At 34.8% G+C, this 21,113-nt stretch carries 19 protein-coding genes; 9 read left to right on the plus strand and 10 right to left on the minus strand.

Translation table 11 applies throughout. The features are described from left to right. Positions 1-53: 53 nt before the first annotated feature. From CHSO_RS08905 to CHSO_RS08935, 7 genes are all read right to left on the minus strand, one after another. Positions 54-761: a phosphoribosylanthranilate isomerase gene (locus CHSO_RS08905; protein WP_045495105.1), complete on the minus strand. Its 708-nt coding sequence runs from the start codon at positions 759-761 to the stop codon at positions 54-56. A gap of 58 nt (positions 762-819) precedes the next feature. Then, positions 820-1,593: an indole-3-glycerol phosphate synthase TrpC gene (gene trpC, locus CHSO_RS08910; protein WP_045495108.1), complete on the minus strand. Its 774-nt coding sequence runs from the start codon at positions 1,591-1,593 to the stop codon at positions 820-822. 45 nt (positions 1,594-1,638) lie between these two features. Continuing rightward, positions 1,639-2,625: an anthranilate phosphoribosyltransferase gene (gene trpD, locus CHSO_RS08915; RefSeq protein ID WP_045502194.1), complete on the minus strand. Its 987-nt coding sequence runs from the start codon at positions 2,623-2,625 to the stop codon at positions 1,639-1,641. A gap of 99 nt (positions 2,626-2,724) precedes the next feature. Then, positions 2,725-3,327 carry an anthranilate synthase component II gene (locus tag CHSO_RS08920; RefSeq protein ID WP_045495111.1) on the minus strand — a complete coding sequence of 201 codons (603 nt, stop codon included), beginning with the start codon at positions 3,325-3,327 and terminating at the stop codon, positions 2,725-2,727. Between the two features lie 45 nt (positions 3,328-3,372). Next, positions 3,373-4,797, minus strand: a complete 1,425-nt coding sequence (locus tag CHSO_RS08925; protein ID WP_045495114.1) for an anthranilate synthase component I family protein — start codon at positions 4,795-4,797, stop codon at positions 3,373-3,375. A 251-nt stretch (positions 4,798-5,048) separates the two neighbouring features. Beyond that, complete coding sequence (locus CHSO_RS08930; RefSeq protein WP_045495117.1) at positions 5,049-5,693, minus strand: hypothetical protein; 645 nt, start codon at positions 5,691-5,693, stop codon at positions 5,049-5,051. A gap of 186 nt (positions 5,694-5,879) precedes the next feature. Next, positions 5,880-6,335 (minus strand): cupin domain-containing protein, encoded by a 456-nt coding sequence (locus CHSO_RS08935; protein ID WP_045495120.1) that lies wholly within the window; start codon positions 6,333-6,335, stop codon positions 5,880-5,882. 198 nt (positions 6,336-6,533) lie between these two features. Here CHSO_RS08935 and CHSO_RS08940 point away from each other — a divergent pair, with 198 nt between their 5' ends. From CHSO_RS08940 to CHSO_RS08960, 5 genes are all read left to right on the plus strand, one after another. Then, complete coding sequence (locus CHSO_RS08940) at positions 6,534-6,743, plus strand: hypothetical protein (RefSeq protein ID WP_045495122.1); 210 nt, start codon at positions 6,534-6,536, stop codon at positions 6,741-6,743. Further along, positions 6,743-7,114, plus strand: a complete 372-nt coding sequence (locus CHSO_RS08945; RefSeq protein WP_045495124.1) for a c-type cytochrome — start codon at positions 6,743-6,745, stop codon at positions 7,112-7,114. Before CHSO_RS08940 ends, CHSO_RS08945 begins: the two co-directional genes overlap by 1 nt. A 3-nt stretch (positions 7,115-7,117) precedes the next feature. Then, positions 7,118-8,053: a 23S rRNA (adenine(1618)-N(6))-methyltransferase RlmF gene (gene rlmF, locus CHSO_RS08950; protein WP_045495126.1), complete on the plus strand. Its 936-nt coding sequence runs from the start codon at positions 7,118-7,120 to the stop codon at positions 8,051-8,053. A gap of 343 nt (positions 8,054-8,396) precedes the next feature. Next, the gene (gene lysS / locus CHSO_RS08955) at positions 8,397-10,094 is read left to right on the plus strand and encodes a lysine--tRNA ligase (protein ID WP_045495128.1); all 1,698 of its coding nucleotides are present in this window, start codon (positions 8,397-8,399) and stop codon (positions 10,092-10,094) included. A 136-nt stretch (positions 10,095-10,230) separates the two neighbouring features. After that, entirely contained in the window at positions 10,231-11,616 is a 1,386-nt protein-coding gene (locus CHSO_RS08960; protein WP_045495130.1) for a T9SS type A sorting domain-containing protein, read from the plus strand. Positions 11,617-11,657: 41 nt separating this feature from the next. On the opposite strand, the gene CHSO_RS08965 is transcribed toward CHSO_RS08960, so the two are convergent. Genes CHSO_RS08965 through CHSO_RS08975 form a run of 3 tightly spaced genes read right to left on the minus strand, consistent with a single transcriptional unit; the run spans position 11,658 to position 14,509 of the window. Beyond that, positions 11,658-12,158, minus strand: a complete 501-nt coding sequence (locus CHSO_RS08965; RefSeq protein WP_045495132.1) for a ClbS/DfsB family four-helix bundle protein — start codon at positions 12,156-12,158, stop codon at positions 11,658-11,660. Between the two features lie 6 nt (positions 12,159-12,164). After that, a complete protein-coding gene (locus tag CHSO_RS08970; protein WP_045495134.1) occupies positions 12,165-13,169 on the minus strand; it encodes a cytochrome d ubiquinol oxidase subunit II in 1,005 nt (334 codons plus the stop codon). Continuing rightward, positions 13,166-14,509, minus strand: coding sequence for a cytochrome ubiquinol oxidase subunit I (locus CHSO_RS08975; RefSeq protein WP_045495137.1), 1,344 nt, complete (start codon positions 14,507-14,509; stop codon positions 13,166-13,168). The genes CHSO_RS08970 and CHSO_RS08975 overlap by 4 nt, the downstream gene beginning before the upstream one ends. A gap of 234 nt (positions 14,510-14,743) precedes the next feature. On the opposite strand from CHSO_RS08975, the gene gyrB reads away from it, so the two are divergent. The 4 genes from gyrB to CHSO_RS08995 all read left to right on the plus strand — a co-directional run bounded on the left by gyrB (position 14,744) and on the right by CHSO_RS08995 (position 21,111). After that, positions 14,744-16,678 (plus strand): DNA topoisomerase (ATP-hydrolyzing) subunit B, encoded by a 1,935-nt coding sequence (gene gyrB, locus CHSO_RS08980; protein WP_045495139.1) that lies wholly within the window; start codon positions 14,744-14,746, stop codon positions 16,676-16,678. Positions 16,679-16,759: 81 nt separating this feature from the next. Beyond that, positions 16,760-17,182, plus strand: a complete 423-nt coding sequence (locus CHSO_RS08985) for a DUF5684 domain-containing protein (RefSeq protein ID WP_045495141.1) — start codon at positions 16,760-16,762, stop codon at positions 17,180-17,182. A 416-nt stretch (positions 17,183-17,598) separates the two neighbouring features. Then, positions 17,599-18,936: an IS1182 family transposase gene (locus tag CHSO_RS08990; protein WP_045494754.1), complete on the plus strand. Its 1,338-nt coding sequence runs from the start codon at positions 17,599-17,601 to the stop codon at positions 18,934-18,936. A 282-nt stretch (positions 18,937-19,218) separates the two neighbouring features. Continuing rightward, positions 19,219-21,111 carry a DUF3857 domain-containing protein gene (locus CHSO_RS08995; RefSeq protein WP_045502197.1) on the plus strand — a complete coding sequence of 631 codons (1,893 nt, stop codon included), beginning with the start codon at positions 19,219-19,221 and terminating at the stop codon, positions 21,109-21,111. Positions 21,112-21,113: the final 2 nt, after the last annotated feature.

Consider the following 21,113-nt stretch of genomic DNA (forward strand, 5'->3'; position numbering starts at 1 on the left):
TCATAATTGTGTTTGTTATTAATATTAATTGGAATGCTTCTTCCAATTCTGGGTTAAATCGTCCCGTTGGGACTCATTGGAATATGAATTTTAAATTTTTTAATTTTATCTATATTTTTATCACCCGGAGCTGTTTCAAATTTTGAATTAATATCAAAGGCGAAAGGTTTCTGCTTCAATCCTTCAATATTTTTGATGTTTTCTTCTGAAATGCCGCCACTTAAAAAATAGGGTAACGGGATTTCAAACTCATTTAATAGATTCCATTCAAACTGCTGACCTGTTCCTCCAAATGCCTTGCTGTCTGTATCAAACAGGTAGTAGGAAATGGGTTGTAGGTTCTGAACTTCAAGGTTGTTGCTGAAAGTCTGTGTTATTTTCCTTTGATTCTCAGAGTGGATATTTCCGATTCTTATCACCTTGATTATTTTGATATCAGGGCTTAGTTGTTTCTTTAATTCAATAATTAGATTATCATCTTCATCGCCATGTAGCTGGATCAGGTTAAGTTTTGCTTCTTCAGCAATTTCAACAATGGTTTCAATTTTTTCATTGACAAAAACCCCAACTTTTCCCTGATGATTAATCTGTGCAATATCTTTCAGATCCAAATGGTTCAGAACATATCTCGGTGATTTTTTATAGAAAATGAATCCTAAAAAATCTATATTCATGGCGATTAATTCCTGAATCTGATCTGGCTTTGTCAGGCCACAGACTTTGAGCACAGATGAGATATTAGTGGTTGCTTGCTGATTCATAGGAGTTGATTGAGAAGTAACAATATAGATTTTTAATAATATTGAGAAATATTTCTTTTCAAATTAACAAAGAAAACTCTTTAAATGCTTTTGCAGGATCTGTATTCCTCATGAAATATTCTCCCATCAGGAAGCCATCAAATCCTTTTTCCTTTAAAAATTTAAAATCTTCAAGACTATAAATCCCGCTTTCTGCAACAGATAGAGTATCTTTTGGCAACTGATCTTTCAACTGTACGGAATGCTGTAAATCAACCTTAAAATCCTTCAGGTTTCTGTTATTAATTCCCACCAAGTCAATATTAGAATTAAAATGCTTTAGTTCTTCTTCGGTATGAATTTCCAATAAAACTTCCAGATCCAGTTCGTGAGCCAGTTCTGTAAACTCCTGAACCTGATGGGGTGAAAGACACGAAGCAATCAGTAGGATAACATCGGCTCCCATGCTTTTCGCTTCATAAAACTGATATTCATCAATCATAAAGTCTTTTCGCAGAATAGGAATGTTGATGTGTTTTCTTACATTCAGAATATCCTCGAAACTTCCGCCGAAAAAATCTTTATCTGTAAGAATGGAAATTCCACTGGCTCCAAAACTTTCATAAGCAGAAGTAACATTCAAAGGCTGAACACTATTATTAATGATTCCCTTAGATGGAGATTGCCTTTTAAACTCAGCAATAATTCCACTTTTGTTTTTAATAGACTCTTTCAATGAAGAACTTTTTCTTTCGAAAAAGTCTGAGCTTTTTAACTGATCGATGGAAATGGATGCTTTTGAAAGGGCAACTTCTTCTTTTTTTCTTTCAATAATTTTATCTAGTATGGTCATGCGTTAAGATTAGCAATTAGAATTTTGTGAGATAACTTTCAATTCTTAATTAATTAAAAGGTCAAATGTTTTTAATGCTTTCCCGCTTTCTAAGCTTTCCTGCGCCAATAATAAGCAATCATCATATGTTCCGAATTTGTGAGTATGGTAAAGGGCTACAGATGCATTGGCCAATACTACTGAGTTTTGCTGTTCGGTTCCTTTTCCTTCCAGAATATTCATAAAGATTTTTGCAGTTTCTTTGGTTGTATTTCCTGCTTTAATGTCTTCTAAGGTTACAGGGTTGAAGCCTAAATCTTCTGCAGAATAAATTTCCTCTCCTTTTTTAGTAATAATTTTGCTGTCATGGGTGAGACTGATCTCATCATAACCATCCAATCCGTGTACTAAAATAAACTCCTGTTCCTCTTTCTGCAAAAGATATTGATAGATTCTTGCAATTTCTAAATTATATACTCCAATCATGGAATATTGAGGTTTTGCAGGATTAACCAAAGGTCCAAGAAGATTAAAGAAGGTTCTTAATCCCAGCGATTTTCTCAATAAACCAACAGATTGAAGAGCAGGGTGGAAATAAGGGGCGTGTAAAAAGCAAATATTAGCTCTTTCAAGATCTTCATTCAGTTGTTCTGAATTGTTCTTGAACTGATACCCCAATTCTTCCAATACATTGGATGAACCTGTAGTGGTTGAAGCCCCATAATTTCCATGTTTTGTTACCTTCTGCCCGGCTCCGGCCACCACAAAGCTGGCCAATGTTGATATATTGATTGTGTTTTTTCCGTCACCTCCTGTTCCTACAATATCAATAGCATCACTGGCATTCATATTTACAGGAACAGCCATCTGCAAGAGTGCTTCTCTAAAACCTTCCAGCTCTTTCAAGGTGATATTTCGCATTAGGAAAACACTGATGAAAGCTGTTACTTCTGCTGCATTAAACTTATTCTGTGCAATTTCAATCATCATAGCCTTTGCCTCAGACTTTGACAAAGTATTGTGATTGAACATATATTGCAAAATTTCTTTCATTTGAGGAGTTTTTATAGTTGTGGGATGTTGTGTTGTTGTTTTCATTTTCATATTGGGCTTACTTCATTAAATGATAATCACCTGTTTTTAAATTGATTTTTATTGATTTAAAAAGTTTCGGATAATGACTTCTCCATCAGGAGTTAAAATACTTTCAGGATGAAACTGTACTCCGTGAACATCATAGATTTTGTGCTGAAGGGCCATAATCATCCCATCTTTATCAACTGCTGTAACCTCTAACTCGTCAGGGAAATTGTCAGGATTAACAGCCCAGCTGTGGTATCTTCCTACTTCAAGTCCTGATGCTAAATCTTTGAAAAGTTTAGTATCTTCCTTTACCAATTCTGTAGTAGTAGCCACTCCATGGAAGATTTCAGAAAGATTGATGAGGCTTCCGCCAAAAGCTTCTGCAATAGCTTGCTGTCCTAAACAAACTCCCAAAATACTTTTAGTAGGCGCATATTCTTTAATCAACTCTAATAAAATTCCAGCTTCTTCCGGAATTCCCGGACCTGGAGAAAGGATGATCTTATCGTATTGTCCAACTTCTTCCAAGGTAATCTGATCGTTTCTTACCACATCCACTTTCTGATTCAGAATTCTTTCGATGATCTGTACAAGGTTGTAAGTGAAGCTGTCATAGTTATCAAAAACGAGAACTTTTACCGGTGATTGTTGAGCGTTTATATTGTTGTTCATTTCTTTTTTGTTGTAGGGTTAATGGGTGAAGAATGGATGAAGTTTTTAATTTTCTACTATTTTTTCTGCTTTCTCCACTGCTTTTTTCAGAGCATTTAATTTGTTATTCACTTCCTGTAGCTCATTTTCAGGGACAGATTTTGCAACAAGGCCAGCTCCTGCCTGATAATACAATGTATTGTTTTTGCTTAAAAAGGTTCTGATCATAATGGCCTGATTACAGGTTCCGTTTAAACCTACTATACCAATACATCCTCCATAATATCCACGGGAATCTTTTTCATATTGATTGATAAGTTGAAGGGCTTTATGTTTAGGGGCTCCGCTTAAAGTTCCCTGAGGGAAAGTAGCAGAGATCATGTCTAGAGGATTGATCTGTTCCGGAAGATCAGCCGTTACCTCGCTTACCATATGAATTACATGAGAGAAAAGCTGAATTTCTTTTAGTTTGGTAACCGTTACATTTTTACCTAATTTCCCAAGATCATTACGGGCAAGGTCTACCAGCATGGTATGCTCTGCATTTTCTTTAGGATCATTTTTTAATACTTCAATTGCCTTAAGGTCAGCTTCAAGATTCCCTGTTCTTTTAGAAGTTCCTGCAATAGGGTGGATGATCGCTTTGTTATCTTTGATGATTAACTGGCTTTCAGGGCTTGATCCAAACAGTTTGTAGTTTCCATAATCAAAATAAAACAGGTATGGAGAAGGGTTAATATTTCTCAAAGCACGGTACACATTAAACTCATCTCCTTTGAACTTCTGTTCAAATCTTCTGCTCAGTACCAATTGGAATACATCACCTCTCATACAATGTCTCTGTGCTGTTTTTACCAGTTCGATATAATCTTCATCAGTAAGATTGGAAGTCTCCTGGCCATTTTTTTCAAATGGATATACCGGAGTATTTTGGTTTTTAATGAGGTTTTCCAAAAGATGAATTTCAGATTTTACCCCTTCCATTTGGTTTTCAATAATATGCATTTCATCATTGAAGTGGTTAATGGCAATTACATATTGATACAATCTGTATCTGAGGATCGGAATTTCTACTTCCGGGCTTTGGGCTTTTAAATTGATGTTTTCAAAAAACTGGACCGCTTCAAAGCTTGTATATCCAAAAAGGCTTTGGGCAGTCTGTTCAATAGGATCATTGGTTTTTTCACAGTCAAAAACAGTACGGAAATCTTCAAATATGTCTGTGATATTGCGTTCCATAATGAATTGCTTTGCAGGAGCGGAATCAGGGAATTTAATCTCAAATTCATTTAAGTTTTTTACTTCAATTCCAGCGACAGCATTAATGGCTATAAAGGAGAAATTGTTATCAATACTTTTTGAATCAGAGCTTTCCAAAAGAATAGTATCCCTGAACTTATCTCTGATTTTAAGATAAATATTCATTGGAGTATGAAGATCTCCAAGAGTTTTTTTCGAAACGGTTTTTATTTTGATTTTCTGTGTAAGCATCTGCTGTTTTATTTTTTAGATTTTAGGAATAAAAAAAAGGCTTTAACGGAATCCGTCAAAGCCTTGTATATTGTTTTGTTTAAATCTGATGCTGGGTTAGCAACATGACAATACCTTCAGACCCGACGAAGAGTTTGAAAGCCACCACCAAATATTGTTGCTCATTGTAAACATGTGACAAATGTAGAAATTTTTTTAATACAAAAAATAAAAAATTCAAAAAAAATAAAAAACTTACTATTGAAACTGTTTTATTTCAATTGTTTAAGTTCTTCTTTGAGTTCTTCAAGCTTTATTTTATAACTTTCTTCGTCATAAGATGCCGTATACTCTTCCAGAGCTTTGATGTATTCTGCAATAAAAACTTTATTGGTTCTGTCTGCTTCATATTTGATTCTTGCGGAGTTTACCGGAGCTAATTTAGAGTATTTAATTACTGCTTTTCCTTCTTCTGATTCATTGTAAAGAATCACAATGTTTTTTTCATATCCCGGAATGTATTTTACCGGGAAAGGAATTTCTATTCGTGGAATTCTGATGGCATTTTCAATAGGATAAATTGATGCTGAGGTCGTAGAAAAGAAGGTTGAAATGTATTTTCCATCTTGTTTTTTAACCACTGCTTCATAATCGTGTATGTACATTTCATTCAATGTAGAATTGGTTTCTACATCAGAAGTGATGATTGCCGTGCTTTCTACACCATATTTATTAAGAAACCATGCATTCAGAAACTGCCCGCAAAACCCGTTTAAAATGGAGAGAGGAAGAGCAAGAACCAAAAACCAGATTTTTTTAGTGAGATAAGATAATGATCCCAAAATCAGGAAAAGAAGAATCACAGTATAAAAACCATGATGGCTGGCAAAAAACAGTATTTTCGAGATTAAAACCATATCCTAAATTTTACATTGATTTCTTTGATATAAAACTAGTTTAAACTTATCAAAAAAATAGGAAAGGTGCAATGTTTATTTACTTATTCCGAATAAGTAGTCATATAAAGGTTTTTGTGAGAATTACACATCAGGGCTGAGCAAAACTTTGGTTCAATACCGTTGCAAAACCCTGTGTTGTATCTTTTAATGCACGGGTTCAGACAGAGGAATGTCAGTGGCTCCGCTGTAAAAGACAATTAAAGTAGCTCCTTTATCTCCGGTTTTGCCTCTGTGAGCAATATTAACCATTTCAGGAAGTACCTCTCCTTTTTTTACCCATTGGGTTTTACCATCTTCTTTTCTTTCTATCTGGATTTCTCCTTTTTCCACATAAGCAGCATTGATAACAGGATGTTTATGCCAGTCCAGTGCTTTGTTTGGCGGCACAGAGATTTTAAGAACTGAGATTTCCGGTTGTCCGGTCGGATAGCTTGCATACAGTGTTCCGTCCCATGATTTTGTGGTTTTCAATAATGTTACAGATTCTATTTTGTCTGAATATTCTGATTTGGGTTGTTCATTATCTGAGTCATGGCAGGATAGAGGGAAGAAAAGGAGAGATGACAAAATAGCTGTTCTGAATAAATTTCTTTGAGTCATATATTTTAGATTAATAGTTTGTATTTTAATGTAATTGATTATACAAAAATAGTAACCTAATTTAAATTTTCCCTGTTTATTGAATTATTTTTATTAAAAAGATGGAACATCCGAACTGTAAAAATATTCTTCAAAGAAAACATTTGTCATAAGCTGAAACGTTTATTTTTTATATTTTTGCTTTCAAATTAGAAAAAAATGAAAAAAGTATTAGCTATCGCATTTATTGGAGGTTTATTATTAGCAAGTTGCTCTAAAAAAGCAGATCACTCATTACAGGACAGTAACACTATGCTTGAAGAGCCAGAAGCAACTACAGTGGTAGATTCTACAGCTAAGCCTGCTGCCCCGGCTGCTGCAACTCCTGCTCCTGAAGCTGCTAAAACAGATTCTACAGCTAAGAAATAATGAAAAATTTATTTTTGGCAGGAACTTTAGGTCTTGTGATCTTTTCCTGTTCTAAAAAAGAAAATACAACAGAAGTAGCGTCTTCTGATGCTGCATCGGTGTCCGCTCCAGCTCAGTCCAATCTTTCCGGTGATCAGATCATGGAAACCTTAGACTGTTCGGGGTGTCACTCTGTTAATGAGAGAATGATAGGACCTTCTTATCAGGAAATAGCAGCTAAATATTCTGATAAGGATATTGAATTGCTGGCTTCCAAGATCATAGAAGGCGGTAGTGGAGTTTGGGGCGGAGTCCCTATGGCTGCTCATCCACAGGTATCTAAAGAAGATGCTAAAAAAATGGTGGAGTATATTCTAAGCCAGAAAAAATAAAAGATGTCCACAGAAAAATCCAGTCTGCACACAAGAAATCTGCATCGTAATCCCTATGATTTTGATCTGCTTATTTCTTGTGTGCCAGAACTGAAGCAGTATGTCTTTGTGAATGTTCATGGGACAACAACTATTAATTTCAGCATTCCTAAGGCTGTAAAACTACTCAACAAGGCTTTAATTCTACATTTTTATAATGTTATGAATTGGGATATTCCTGATTCCAATTTGTGTCCACCCATTCCGGGACGTGCAGATTATGTGCATTATATTGCTGATCTGCTGGCAGAAGAGAAAGGTGAAATTCCCACAGGGAATTTTATAAAAGGACTGGATGTTGGAGTAGGCGCTAATCTTGTTTACCCTTTGATTGCCCATAAATCCTATGGTTGGAAGATGCTTGGGACGGACATTAATGAAGATTCTTTAAAAAATGCCAAGCATATTCTGGACCAAAATCCGGACTTATCATTAGCCATTCAATTACAGCATCAACCTGATTCAAATCAGATATTCAAAGGGATTATAGCTCTTGAGGATAGGTTTACATTTTCTATGTGTAATCCACCTTTTCATGACTCACAAGAGTCGATGATAAAAGGAAATATCAGGAAAACAAAAAACCTGAACAGATCAAAATCTCAGAAATCATTACTTAATTTTGGTGGACAACAGTCAGAATTATGGTGTGAAGGCGGTGAACTGGCATTCATTACCAATATGATTCATGAAAGTGTGCAATATTCATCTCAGATTCTTTGGTTTACCTGTCTGGTTTCTAAAAAAGACAATCTGTATAAACTGACCACACTTTTAAAGAAAGTAAAAGCGATAGATTTCAAAACAATTGATATAGCACAAGGGCAGAAAGTAAGCAGAATATTAGTCTGGACATTTGTTCCTAAACAGAAACGGGAAAGATGGTTTAGCGAGAAATAAAGAAAATTAAAAGTTGTGATTTAGGATTTGGTTGAGTTTATAAATGTTTGAATAAACCACCCCGTCAAAAATTCTTTGAATTTTGGTTACCCCTCCAGAAGAGGGAAATGATAAAAGCCTTTCAACTCCATATTTGTAAAAATATAGATTTTTACAGTGTTGCTTTAATTTTTGGTTTTAAATTCTACTCTACCACGTCATATCTCTTGGTCTATTCTCTTTATTTTAGCTTCTATATCCCAAGTTTTCTCTGTTCATACTCTTCATTTTAAAATTTCTGAAAAAATCAATTGATGGTCAACTCAAAAATGCCTAAATTTGTACGCTTTTAGAAAAATAAGAAATGCAATTATCAGAACAAGAAATCATTAGAAGAGAAAAGCTGAATAAGCTTACTGAAATGGGGATTAATGCGTTCCCTGCGGATGAGTATACCATTACAGATACTACAGAATCTATAAAACAGGACTTTTCTGAAAGTAAACAGGTGAAGATCGCTGGTAGATTAATGTCCCGCAGAATTCAAGGAAAGGCTTCTTTTGCAGAATTGCAGGATTCTAAAGGAAAAATCCAGGTTTACTTCAACAGAGACGAGATCTGTCCGGGAGAAGACAAAGAATTATATAATGAAGTGTACAAGCACCTTTTAGATATTGGTGATATTATCGGTATTGAAGGGGAATTGTTTACCACTCAGGTAGGAGAAATGACGGTTTTAGTAAAGAACTTTACACTTCTTACTAAGGCTTTACGTCCTCTTCCGCAAGCTAAAACAGATGAAAACGGTGTGGTACACGACGGATTTACAGATCCTGAATTAAGATACAGACAGCGTTATGTAGATTTAACGGTAAACCCACAGGTAAAAGAAATTTTCGTGAAGAGAACAAAACTGTTCAACGCGATGAGAACTTTCTTTAACGATGCAGGATATTTTGAAGTGGAAACTCCAATCCTACAGTCAATTCCTGGCGGAGCAGCAGCTAAACCTTTCATTACGCACCACAATGCTTTAGATATTCCGTTATATTTAAGAATTGCTAACGAATTATATCTGAAAAGATTGATCGTAGGTGGTTTTGACGGAGTATATGAGTTCTCTAAAAATTTCAGAAATGAAGGGATGGACAGAACTCACAACCCGGAATTTACTGCAATGGAGATCTATGTAGCTTATAAAGACTACAACTGGATGATGGATTTCACAGAAAAACTACTGGAATTCTGTGCGATTCAGGTAAACGGAACTACAACAGCTACTTTCGGAGAGCATGAAGTAGATTTCAAAGCGCCTTATCCAAGAGTTTCTATGACGGAAGCTATCCAGAAATTTACAGGTTTCGATATCACTGGAAAAACTGAGAAGGAATTATTCGATTTCGCTAAATCTATCGGAATTGAAGTGAACGAGACTATGGGTAAAGGAAAATTAATTGATGAGATCTTCGGTGAGAAGTGTGAAGGAAACTTCATCCAACCGACTTTCATTACAGATTATCCTGTTGAAATGTCTCCATTAACTAAGAAACACAGAAGCAAAGAAGGTTTAACTGAGCGTTTTGAATTAATGGTTTGTGGTAAAGAAATCGCAAATGCTTATTCGGAGCTTAATGATCCAATCGATCAGAGAGAGCGTTTTGAAGCTCAGATGGCTTTATCTGAAAGAGGAGATGACGAAGCAATGTTTATCGATCAGGACTTCTTAAGAGCGCTTGAATACGGTATGCCACCAACATCAGGATTAGGAATTGGTATGGACAGATTAATTATGTTCTTAACGAACAATGCTTCTATCCAGGAAGTATTATTCTTCCCTCAAATGAGACCTGAAAAAGCGGTTCCTCAAATTGAATTAGGTGAAGATGAAAAAGTAATCCTTGAAATCCTTAATGCTCAGGAAGAGGCTATGTCTTTAGCTGAAGTAAAGGAAAAAAGTAAGTTATCTGGTAAGAAATGGGATAAAGCTTCTAAAACTTTAACAAAGAACAATATTGTGAAAGTAGAGAAGATTGATGAGAATCTTTTGATGAAACTAGCTTAAGATTTATCATAATATAAATATGGAAGACTGCTCTTGATGAAACTAGCTTAAGATTTATCATAATATAAATATGGAAGACTGCTCTTTTGAGTAGTCTTTTTTTGAAATATATTTATATTTTTGTTAAAAATATACTATGAAACTAATAATTACTTTTTTTACGCTATTTTTTATAGGTGTTCATGCACAATCAGATTATGGGGTGATTCAGGATCCAAACTATAAAAAAGTTTTAGATGAAAATCTTACCTACTATGCTATACAAAGCAGTTCTACTTCACAAGGATATGTGTATTTTTATGCAACCAGTAAATATGGAGCGGGTTTCTATTTAAGAAAAATATTGCCAACGGGATATAATGATACAAGTTTTGGAAATAACGGTATTTCTACTTCAGTATTACCTCTTGTTTGGAATTCCACAACCAAATATCCGGAAGGATCAATACTTACAAATGATCAGGCAATCTTTTTATACAATAAAAATGTTATTGCTAAGTATGATGTGAATGGTAACTTAGATACTTCTTTTGGAGTTGGGGGATATGTTACATTCACAGAAAATATAGGTCGCTTATCTCTCAATGGCGATTCAACTCTAATGATACAGATAAATGGAATGCTAAAGAAATTAACTTTGAACGGCCAGTTAGATAGTAATTTTTCTACTATTCCGGTGTATGTATATTACCTAACTGATTCCGGTATAATTGTTAAAACTTCAGGAGTAAATGATGAATATAAAAAATATGATTTAACTGGTATACAAGATATGACGTTTGGTACTAGTGGTATAGCTAATATACCTGGAATTATAAAAACAAACAGGCATACAGGTGAGATGTTCTTATATTCATATCATTTTCCTGTAGAGATTAAAAAATATACTGCTAATGGTTTTCTGGATACTTCATTTGGAACTGCTGGTGTAGCTACGTATAGCTTTCCGGCAAATCCTAACGTATATTATCCTCCTGCTAACTCAACAACGGTTGGAATACAAATGGATTCTAATAATAATATTTATGTGTTTGGAGGGAGTGAGGCTGGAATTGATTATCAAAAAACTGCTTATATCTTAAGATTTACACCAAACGGAATTTTGGATAACAGTTTTAACAATGGAAATAGTCTTTTTTACAGACAATCTGCGCCATCTATTGTAAGTATGAGTATTTTGGATGATAACAAATATTTATGTTTTAATACTTTACGTCAGGGGGCTATGAACTACGTTACGGGAACTACCCAATATGTAAGGCAATTAGGTGCTTTATCAACCCATGAATTCAGAAAGGAAAATAGCTATTTGGTTCATCCAAATCCAGTTAAAGACGTATTTAATATTAGATTAGATTCTAATGAGAAACTTGAATATGCGGAGTTATTTGATATTAGTGGTAAATTATTAAAGAAAATTTCTTCAGTAAAAATAGATATTTCGGACCTCAATACGGGAGCTTATTTTTTAAAAACAAAAACAGATAGAAACAGTTATCACACGAAATTGATAAAGAAATAAAAATAGTAGAGAGGCTGCCTTACTTTTGAGACAGCCTCTTTTTATTTTTTCCATTTTCGGAGCTGCGTTCTAAAATTTTTAAAAGGAGCAACCGTATTGATGTGTATCCATTTCCAAACGGGCCATTTGGCGGGTGTTGTTGCCCATTTTCTTTGTTCAGCTTCAAACAGGATTTTGTCATCAAGCTTTTCAATCCATTCTATAATTTCATCAACCTGTTTTTGTAAGAGCACTCTTTGTTCTGCTAAACTATAAGAAGCATATTCATTATAGAAAGACTGATATAATCCCTTTAGATTATTCCATTTGTAGTCTGGAGTAGGTGTTTTTACCTCAATTCCTTTCTTTTCATCAGCTTCCCATTGAAGAAGAAGGTGAGTCCAGCCAATCTGATACGATATATTTTGGGATGGAGTTTTATCAATCCCTGATTTTAAAAGATTTTTTTCCTTTTCTTTAATATCATCAAATTCCTGATCATAGAGGAGATACCTTTTTCTTATCTCTTCAATAAGCTCTGTTTTATCCTTATAATTTTGCATGTATTATTATTTTCTCAGCTTACTGAAAGAAGCCATCAGGTAAAATAAAAAAGGAAGAATAAATAATGATCCCAGCATTAAAGCCCAGCCTAAAGCTGCAATTGTTTTAGGCGGTGCCATATGCTCTAACAATGAAAGATGCTGTCCATTACCTAATAAAATAATATCCGGATTATGTTGGTAAGTAGCTGCCACGAGGATCATTACCATTTGAAAGCCTGCAAGAGCCCGTACCGGAAGTAATTTCTGATTATTTAAAGCTCTTAAAATAAGCAGTAAAGCAACCGTAGCAAAAGCAATGGCCATAATTCCTAATGGCTTTGAAAATACCCACATCAAAAGTGGAATATCTGAAAGGTAAGCTGTAGCAAATACAAGAATACCGGTAATCACCACAAAGATCATCGTCTGCTTTGATTTTCTAATCATTAATAGTAACTCGTCCTTACCACGGGTTTCTCTTAGTGAAAAAATAGAAGCCAGATAAGCACAAAGCGCTACTGTAAATAACCCTACAGAAACTCCAAACCAATTTAGCCAGCTGAAAATATACAGATCAAGGAAGGTGGTAGCATCAGGATTGATAGAATATGATACTGTTGCCGCTGCTATTAATCCAAGGAAAAAAGGAGTTAAAAGACTTGCGTAATAAAATATCTGTGTATATAAAACCTGCCAATTGTCCTTTACCGCGTCATAATGTCTGAATGTAAACGCTGTACCTCTTGCAATAATCCCTACAAGCATCAAAACTAAAGGAATGTGAAGATAAGTAGACATGGTGGTATAAATCTCAGGAAATCCTACAAACAGGATCACAATCGCAATAATCAGCCACATGTGATTGGCTTCCCAAACGGGAGCAATAGATTCATACATAATCTCATGTGTTTTATGACGGGCTTTTTTATTGGTGAACATTTCTACGATACCCGCTCCAAAGTCAGCACCTCCCAGAATAATATAAAGACAGATGGAAAGCCAGAGAAAACCTATAACAATGTAGATCATGATTTTTTGTTTTTATCGTTAAACTGTGGGTCTGTTGGGTCATAAAGTTTTGGTACCATCTGTACCTGTCTTCTTAAAAGGAATACCAGAATTAATGATAATGAGATAAAGATCGCAGTGAAGAAGTAGAATGAATACTGTATTCCCGGCATTGGGGTTACGGCATCAATCGTTCTCATGACTCCGTAAATGATCCATGGTTGTCTTCCTACTTCAGTAACAGTCCATCCTGCTTCCAGAGCAATATATCCAAAAGGAGTAGCAATAAGGAATGTTTTTAATAACCAGTTTTTTGTAAGCCATTCTTTTTTGAAAAAGAAAGCATACAAATAAATAGCTCCTATACCTATCATCACCACTCCAAAGAAGATCATGATCTGAAAAGTATAATGAACAACTGCAATCGGAGGCCATTCATCTCTCGGGAAATCCTTAAGTCCTTTTACTTCAGCATTGAAATCGTTGCTTACCAAAAAGCTTAATACCTTTGGAATTTTAATAGCATATTTTATTTCCTCTTTTTCTTCATCGGGAATTCCACCAATCACAAAAGCAGCTCCTTTTTCGGTTTCAAAATGAGCTTCCATAGCTGCCAGTTTAATAGGCTGTCTCTCTGCCACAGATTTTGCAGCCACATCACCACTCAAAGGGGCTCCAAATGCTCCAATTAAGGCAAAACCTACTGCAATTCTGAATGCTTTGGTATGAAACTCTACATTCTTTTTTCGCATAATTAGAAAGGCGTGTACTCCGGCAACTGCAAATCCTGTAGCACAAAAAGCTGCAACGGTCATGTGAAGTGCCTGTGGAAACCATGCATCATTGAACATGGCTTTAATAGGATCTATATTAAGGTATTGCCCGTTGATATAATCGAAACCGGTAGGAGAGTTCATCCACGCATTGGCAGCTACCACCAGAATACCAGAAGCCAGTCCACTTACCCCTACAAGAAAACCACAGAACCAGTGAAACCATTTATTGAATTTATCCCATCCATATAAAAAGAATCCGATGGCGATAGCTTCAATAAAGAAAGCCGTCCCCTCTAATGAGAATGGCATCCCAAAGATAGGGCCTGCATGTTTCATAAACCCGGGCCATAGAAGCCCCAGTTCAAAGGAAAGCATAGTTCCTGAAACAGCTCCGGTAGCAAATAAGATAGCAACCCCTTTACTCCAGGCCTTTGTAAGTCCTTTATATACTTCGTTATTTGTTTTTAGATACTTCCAATGGGCAAAAGCCATTAGAAAAGGCATCACCATTCCCACACAGGAGAATATGATATGGAAGCCCAGAGAAAGCGCCATCTGGGCGCGGGCAGCTATAAAATCATCCATAATATCAACTTTTCAGTAAATAAATTTACGCATAAATTATTGATGTTGAGTATGATTTAAAACAGTAGAGATATAACAAATACATTTTAACTTTGAATGTTTTATTGGTTAGTTATTTCTTATGTTTTCCCTAAGAAAACTCTACATTTTTTTGACACTTTTTAACTTTCATAACTCGAAAAAAATCACGATATTTGTAAGTCTTTGCATATAGCAAGATTTTTAATATTTAATATGAGTCAAAAACAATATACAGCTAGTAGTATTCAGGCATTGGAAGGAATGGAGCACGTACGTATGCGTCCTTCAATGTACATTGGTGATGTAGGATTAAGAGGTCTTCACCATTTGGTTTATGAAGTAGTAGATAACTCTATCGACGAAGCATTGGCAGGATTCTGTGACACGATATTCGTTGCCATTAAAGAAGGAAACGGAATCGAGGTTAGCGATAACGGTAGAGGTATTCCGGTTGACTTCCACGAAAAAGAACAAAAATCTGCTCTTGAAGTTGTAATGACGAAAATTGGAGCCGGTGGTAAGTTTGATAAAGATTCTTACAAGGTTTCAGGAGGGCTTCACGGAGTAGGGGTATCGTGTGTGAATGCACTTTCCAACGAAATGATCACTACTGTTTACAGAGACGGGAACGTCTACCAGCAAATATATTCAAAAGGAAAAGCTCAGACAGGAGTAGAAGAGATTGGAAACAGTGATAAGAGAGGTACAAAACAGTTCTTCCAGCCGGATGATACTATTTTTACAGAATTAGTTTACAATTATGATACGTTGGCAACCCGTTTAAGAGAGCTTTCTTACCTTAATAAAGGAATTACCATTACCCTTACAGACGAAAGAGAGAAGGGAGAAGATGGGTCTTTTAAATCAGAAATTTTTCATTCTGAAGGAGGGTTAAAAGAGTTTGTTGCTTATATCGATGGAAATCGTGAATCTATTATGGAGCATGTGATTTTCATGGAAGGAGAAAGAGATAATATCCCTGTAGAAGTAGCAATGCGTTACAACACTTCTTTCAATGAGAATCTTCACTCTTATGTAAATAACATCAACACTCATGAAGGAGGAACTCACTTGGCTGGTTTTAGAAGAGCTTTAACAAGAACTTTAAAGAAATATGCAGACGAATTGGGGCTTCCGGCAAAAGAAAAAGTAGAAATTACAGGAGATGACTTCCGTGAAGGATTAACCGCTGTAATTTCTGTAAAAGTAATGGAACCTCAGTTTGAAGGACAGACTAAAACGAAATTAGGAAATTCTGAAGTTTCTGGTGCTGTAGATAAAATTGTAGGGGAGATGCTTACTAACTTTTTGGAAGAGAATCCTAATGAAGCTAAGATTATTGTTCAAAAAGTTGTTCTAGCTGCAAAAGCAAGACAGGCTGCTAAGAAAGCCCGTGAAATGGTTCAGCGAAAATCTCCGATGGGAGGTTCTGGACTTCCCGGAAAATTATCTGATTGTTCATCTAAAGATCCGGCAGAATCAGAAATATTCCTTGTAGAGGGAGATTCCGCAGGTGGAACAGCTAAACAGGGACGTGACAGACACTTCCAAGCTATTCTTCCATTAAGAGGTAAAATTTTGAACGTAGAGAAATCTATGCTTCATAAAGTATATGATAATGAAGAGATCAGGAATATTTATACTGCTCTTGGAGTTTCTGTAGGAACAGAAGAAGATAGCAAAGCATTGAACATGGCTAAATTGAGATACCATAAGATCGTTATCATGACCGATGCCGATATTGATGGATCTCACATCTCTACATTGATTCTTACTTTCTTCTTCAGATATATGAAGGAACTTATTGAGAACGGATATATTTATATTGCTCAACCACCTTTATATTTATTGAAGAGAGGGAACAAAAAGATATATGCTTATAACGAGAAAGAGCGCGAAGAGTTTACTCTGGAAATGTCTCCGGACGGAAAAGGAGTTGAAGTACAACGTTACAAAGGTCTTGGGGAAATGAACCCAGAGCAGCTTTGGGAAACAACTCTTAACCCAGAACACAGAATTCTGAAGCAGGTGACTATTGATAATGCAGTAGAGGCAGACAGTGTTTTCTCAATGTTGATGGGAGATGAAGTTCCGCCAAGAAGAGAATTTATCGAGAAAAATGCGAAATATGCAAAAATTGATGCATAAACGTTTTTAAAATATCAAAGAAAAGCTTCTAATTATTTAGAAGCTTTTTTTATATTTGAGCAAACCAAAAAAAATAATAATATGTTAACTCTTTTACAAACAGACCCTTATAATGGGGTAGATGCAGTTTCTGGCGCAGCCGCTGCAGGATTAGGGATTGGAACGATGTTCATGAGCTTACTGGTATATCTGTTTTATGGGTATTGTATGTTCAAAATCTTTAAAAAGGCAGGCAGAGAAGATGCATGGGCAGCTTTCGTCCCTATCTACAATGCTATTGTTATGCTGGATATTGTTAAAAAACCAATATGGTGGATCATCTTATTCTTAATTCCATTTGTAAATCTTTATGCTGCATGGGTAGTCAACGACAGATTGGCTAAAGGTTTTGGAAAAGAAACACCACTCTATACAATTTTGCTATTTTTCTTAGGATTTATTTTTATTCCAGTGCTTGGGCTTGGAAGTGATACTTACGAGAGTAAAAGAATACCGAATGATTAATTAAATAACAAAAGAAAAATAGAGACTTCAGAAATGAAGTCTTTATTATTTGATAGATATTACTATATAGTATTATTTGTAATCTTTTGTAATATTAATTCTACAAATATTGAATTATATTGATTGCTATTTATCCTAAATTTGGAAATGCAGACAATATGAAGTTTACCAATCATATTTAAAAATTAGTCTTAAATGATCAAAGAGGAATATAATATACATTCAAAACGTCATTTCTGTTTATATAAAGCTAACTTTTGATTATTTACAGCCTTATATTAAGGTAGATTTAGGATAGTGCTTTTTTAAGTATTAGTTGAGGAGGCTGTCTCAAAAGTGAGGCAGTCTTTTTTTGCAAGCATAAAAAAAGGAAAGCTTTTGCTTTCCTAATATTTGCAAATTGATTAATTTGCTGTGTGTTAAGTAATTCAAAGGTAGTCTTTAAAGATTACAATCCCAAGCAAAATTTTCTATTTCCTCCGAATTTATCGGAGTTAATAGAAGCTAATCATCCTGTACGAATTGTTTCAGAAGTTATAGACGGTCTGGATATCAGTAATTTAATCCGTAATTATAAACCAGGGGGCACATCGGTGTATCACCCGAAAATGCTTTTGAAAGTATTGGTGTATGGCTATTTGTGTAATATTTATTCTAGCAGAAAGCTGGAACAGGCTCTCAAAGAAAATGTTCATTTTATGTGGCTCAGTGCCATGAATCGTCCTGATCATAATACTTTGAACCGTTTTAGAAGTGAAAGATTAAAAGGAGAACTCAAAGAGATCTTCGCACAAATTGTAGTGTATTTAGAGAAAGAAGGGCTGGTAAGCCTTCAGACTATTTTTACCGATGGTACCAAAATAGAAGCCAATGCCAATCGTTATACATTTGTATGGGGAAAGGCGATCAAAAAGAATAAAGAACGTATAGAGTCCCAGCTTGAAGATTTGTGGAATTACACTCAGGAAATAGCTGGGGAAGAAATGAAAGATACTTCTGAGGTAACCTTTAAGTCTATGGATAAAGAAAAAATAAAATCTGCTATAGAAACGATAGACTCTACTTTGAGAAAGAAGAAAATCTGTCCTAAAGTCCGTCAGAAGATTAATTATGCAAAAAAAAACTGGCCGGATAACCTTGAAAAATATGAGAAACAGCAGGAAATTCTCCGGGGCAGGAACAGCTATTCAAAAACAGATTCTGATGCTTCTTTCATGCGTATGAAAGAGGATCATATGGGTAACGGACAGCTTAAAGCCGCTTACAATCTTCAGCTCAGTACCGAGAATCAGTTTATCCTTAACTATACGCTGCATCCTAATCCTGGGGACACTAAAACACTGCTCCCTCATATTGATAATTTTGAACATCTTTATCGTAAAACTCCCAAGGAGATAGTGACTGATGCAGGATATGGATCAGAAGAGAATTATATTTTTCTTCAAAAGAGAAAAGTCAAAGCCTATATCAAGTATAATTACTTTGATAAAGACCAGAAAACTAAAACCATAACTTCTTCACCTTCTAATCCAAAACTTTCAAAGCTCCGGCATAAGGCTCATAAGCTTCTTAATACCAAACGTGGAGTAAAGCTTAGAAAACAAAGATGCCACGATGTAGAACCTGTTTTTGCTCAGATCAAACATAACAAAGGATTTAAAAGATTTATGCTTAGAGGACAAAATAAAGTCGAAATAGAAATCGGCCTGGTTGCTATTGCTCACAATCTAAGAAAATTAGCGCTTGCAGGGTAAAAATCTGCTCTTTTTTAAAAAAAAATACATCCACAACTCATCAAAAAACTAAATCCTAAATAATTAAAATACAAAACTAAGTCCCTCACAAAAAATTGCAATAAAAAAGAGACTGTCTTTTGAGACAGCCTCTTCTTTATTTCATTAAGTTGAGAAAATTAAATTTTATAACATATTGGTAATTAACATATTATTTGTTTGTTTCTTTGTGTGGTTAATTTTTTAATATTATTTTTTTAACAATTATTAAGATTTTATTATTTTTGTCCAATTATAATGACCATGATGAAAATATTATTTCTTGGAGCTTTGTCTACAGCTTCAATGTATTTCGCCCAAATCTATCCGGCATCTTCAATTCCAGAAAACTTAAAGAAAAATGCTAATGTTGTAATCAGAAAAGATCTTACAATAGTTCAGATCAATAAAATTGATGATATAAAATACCAATACAATACGGTAACAACAGTTTTAAATAAAGACGGTAATGAAAAAGCTATCGCTTATATTCCTTATGATAAAGCAAGAAATATTTCGGATATAAAAGTTACCATCTATGATGAATCCGGAAAGAAAATAAAGAGTTATTCTAAATCTGATTTTAGTGATTTTGCTAATAATAGACAGGGTATTTTTTATTCTGATAACAGGATAATGATATTTTCATATACTCCTGTTCAATATCCTTATACTATTGATTTTTCATATCAGTCTCAGGATAAGAATACCATTTTTATTCCTGATTTTGTTCCATTTTATTCTACCAATACATCTCTGGAAGATGCACAGATGAAAATTGTCAATACTTCAGGAATTGACCTTAGAACCAAAGTTTATCCATCAAAATATAACTACGCTTCAGTAATTGAAGGCGGAAATGGAAGCGAAAAAACATATTCTTATAAAAATGTTCCGGCAATAGATGATATTTCAATGATTCCGGAACCTATTAAAATATTACCTAAAGTAAGTTTTGCTCTTACTAAGTTCAATTTGGCTGGAAAACAAGGAACTTTAAATAATTGGGGGGATTTTGGCATCTGGTATTATAACAATTTAGTCGAACCTGTGGCCGTATCTACTCCTGAAATCAAGGCTGAGGTTGCAGCTTTGCAACTTCAGGGCTCTGTAGAAGAAAAAGTAAAGAAAATCTATCAGTATATGCAAACCAAAACCCGATATATATATGTAGGGCTAGGAATTGGAGGCTGGCTTCCCATGATGCCTGATGAAGTGTATAAAAAAGGATATGGAGACTGTAAAGGTCTCACCAATTATATGAAAACCTTATTAAATGAAGCTGGAATCCCTTCTTATTATTGTGTTATCAATTCGGGGCTTTCTCAGGTTTCTTTTGATCCAGACTTTCCTAAAATGGGTGGAAACCATGCTATTCTAATGGTCCCTACAGAAAATGGAAATATTTGGCTTGAAAATACTTCACAACAAACAGCATTTAATCATTTAGGATCCAGTACTACAGATAGAAATGTCCTTTCCATAAAGAAAAATGGAATAGAATTGATTAATACTCCGGTATATTCAGCAGATCAAAATAAGGAAAAACAAAAACTGAAAATAAAGATAGAGGAGGATAACAGTATTGCAGGGAAAGGAAGTTTTTTTTACACAGGAAATCAGTATGATGATAACCTTCGGTTTGTAAATCTTAATCCAAAAGAACAAAGCGAAGCATTGAAAAAAAGATTTGATGTCTTAAACTTTGAGAAAGTTGAAATGAAAAACTTTGTTAATAACAAAGACAATGCTGTCATTACCTTTGATCTAGATTTTAAAACCAATAATTATTGTAAAAATGCGGGAAGTAGTCTCATATTCAGAGCTGTCCCTATTTTTTCAGATAGTGTTTACAAAATAGATGAAAACCGTGAGCTTCCTTTTGAGACCAGACAGTCTTTTGAAGATGAATACGAGATCAGTTTTACTATTCCTAAAGGGTACAAGACCGATGAGATACCTAATGATACTAGTATTAGCTCAGAATTTGGGAATTACAATTTGAGTTTTGTTAAAAATGAAGAAGAAATAAAAGTGACAAGAAAACTTCAGATCAATAAAGGAACCTATCCAAAGGAGAAATATAATGATTATGTAGGTTTCAGAAAAAAAATACTCAACATGGATAACTCAAAAATTTTAATCACAAAAATATAAAG

The sequence above is a fragment of the Chryseobacterium sp. StRB126 genome (genome assembly GCF_000829375.1).
In the GTDB taxonomy this organism is placed as follows: Bacteria; Bacteroidota; Bacteroidia; order Flavobacteriales; family Weeksellaceae; genus Chryseobacterium.

Bases quoted from the DNA above. Each gene is read 5' to 3' on its own strand.
- CHSO_RS08905 (WP_045495105.1), bottom strand. From the start codon at position 761: ATGAATCAGCAAGCAACCACTAATATCTCATCTGTGCTCAAAGTCTGT.
- trpC (WP_045495108.1), bottom strand. From the start codon at position 1,593: ATGACCATACTAGATAAAATTATTGAAAGAAAAAAAGAAGAAGTTGCC.
- trpD (WP_045502194.1), bottom strand. From the start codon at position 2,625: ATGAAAGAAATTTTGCAATATATGTTCAATCACAATACTTTGTCAAAG.
- CHSO_RS08920 (WP_045495111.1), bottom strand. From the start codon at position 3,327: ATGAACAACAATATAAACGCTCAACAATCACCGGTAAAAGTTCTCGTT.
- CHSO_RS08925 (WP_045495114.1), bottom strand. From the start codon at position 4,797: ATGCTTACACAGAAAATCAAAATAAAAACCGTTTCGAAAAAAACTCTT.
- CHSO_RS08930 (WP_045495117.1), bottom strand. From the start codon at position 5,693: ATGGTTTTAATCTCGAAAATACTGTTTTTTGCCAGCCATCATGGTTTT.
- CHSO_RS08935 (WP_045495120.1), bottom strand. From the start codon at position 6,335: ATGACTCAAAGAAATTTATTCAGAACAGCTATTTTGTCATCTCTCCTT.
- CHSO_RS08940 (WP_045495122.1), top strand. From the start codon at position 6,534: ATGAAAAAAGTATTAGCTATCGCATTTATTGGAGGTTTATTATTAGCA.
- CHSO_RS08945 (WP_045495124.1), top strand. From the start codon at position 6,743: ATGAAAAATTTATTTTTGGCAGGAACTTTAGGTCTTGTGATCTTTTCC.
- rlmF (WP_045495126.1), top strand. From the start codon at position 7,118: ATGTCCACAGAAAAATCCAGTCTGCACACAAGAAATCTGCATCGTAAT.
- lysS (WP_045495128.1), top strand. From the start codon at position 8,397: ATGCAATTATCAGAACAAGAAATCATTAGAAGAGAAAAGCTGAATAAG.
- CHSO_RS08960 (WP_045495130.1), top strand. From the start codon at position 10,231: ATGAAACTAATAATTACTTTTTTTACGCTATTTTTTATAGGTGTTCAT.
- CHSO_RS08965 (WP_045495132.1), bottom strand. From the start codon at position 12,158: ATGCAAAATTATAAGGATAAAACAGAGCTTATTGAAGAGATAAGAAAA.
- CHSO_RS08970 (WP_045495134.1), bottom strand. From the start codon at position 13,169: ATGATCTACATTGTTATAGGTTTTCTCTGGCTTTCCATCTGTCTTTAT.
- CHSO_RS08975 (WP_045495137.1), bottom strand. From the start codon at position 14,509: ATGGATGATTTTATAGCTGCCCGCGCCCAGATGGCGCTTTCTCTGGGC.
- gyrB (WP_045495139.1), top strand. From the start codon at position 14,744: ATGAGTCAAAAACAATATACAGCTAGTAGTATTCAGGCATTGGAAGGA.
- CHSO_RS08985 (WP_045495141.1), top strand. From the start codon at position 16,760: ATGTTAACTCTTTTACAAACAGACCCTTATAATGGGGTAGATGCAGTT.
- CHSO_RS08995 (WP_045502197.1), top strand. From the start codon at position 19,219: ATGATGAAAATATTATTTCTTGGAGCTTTGTCTACAGCTTCAATGTAT.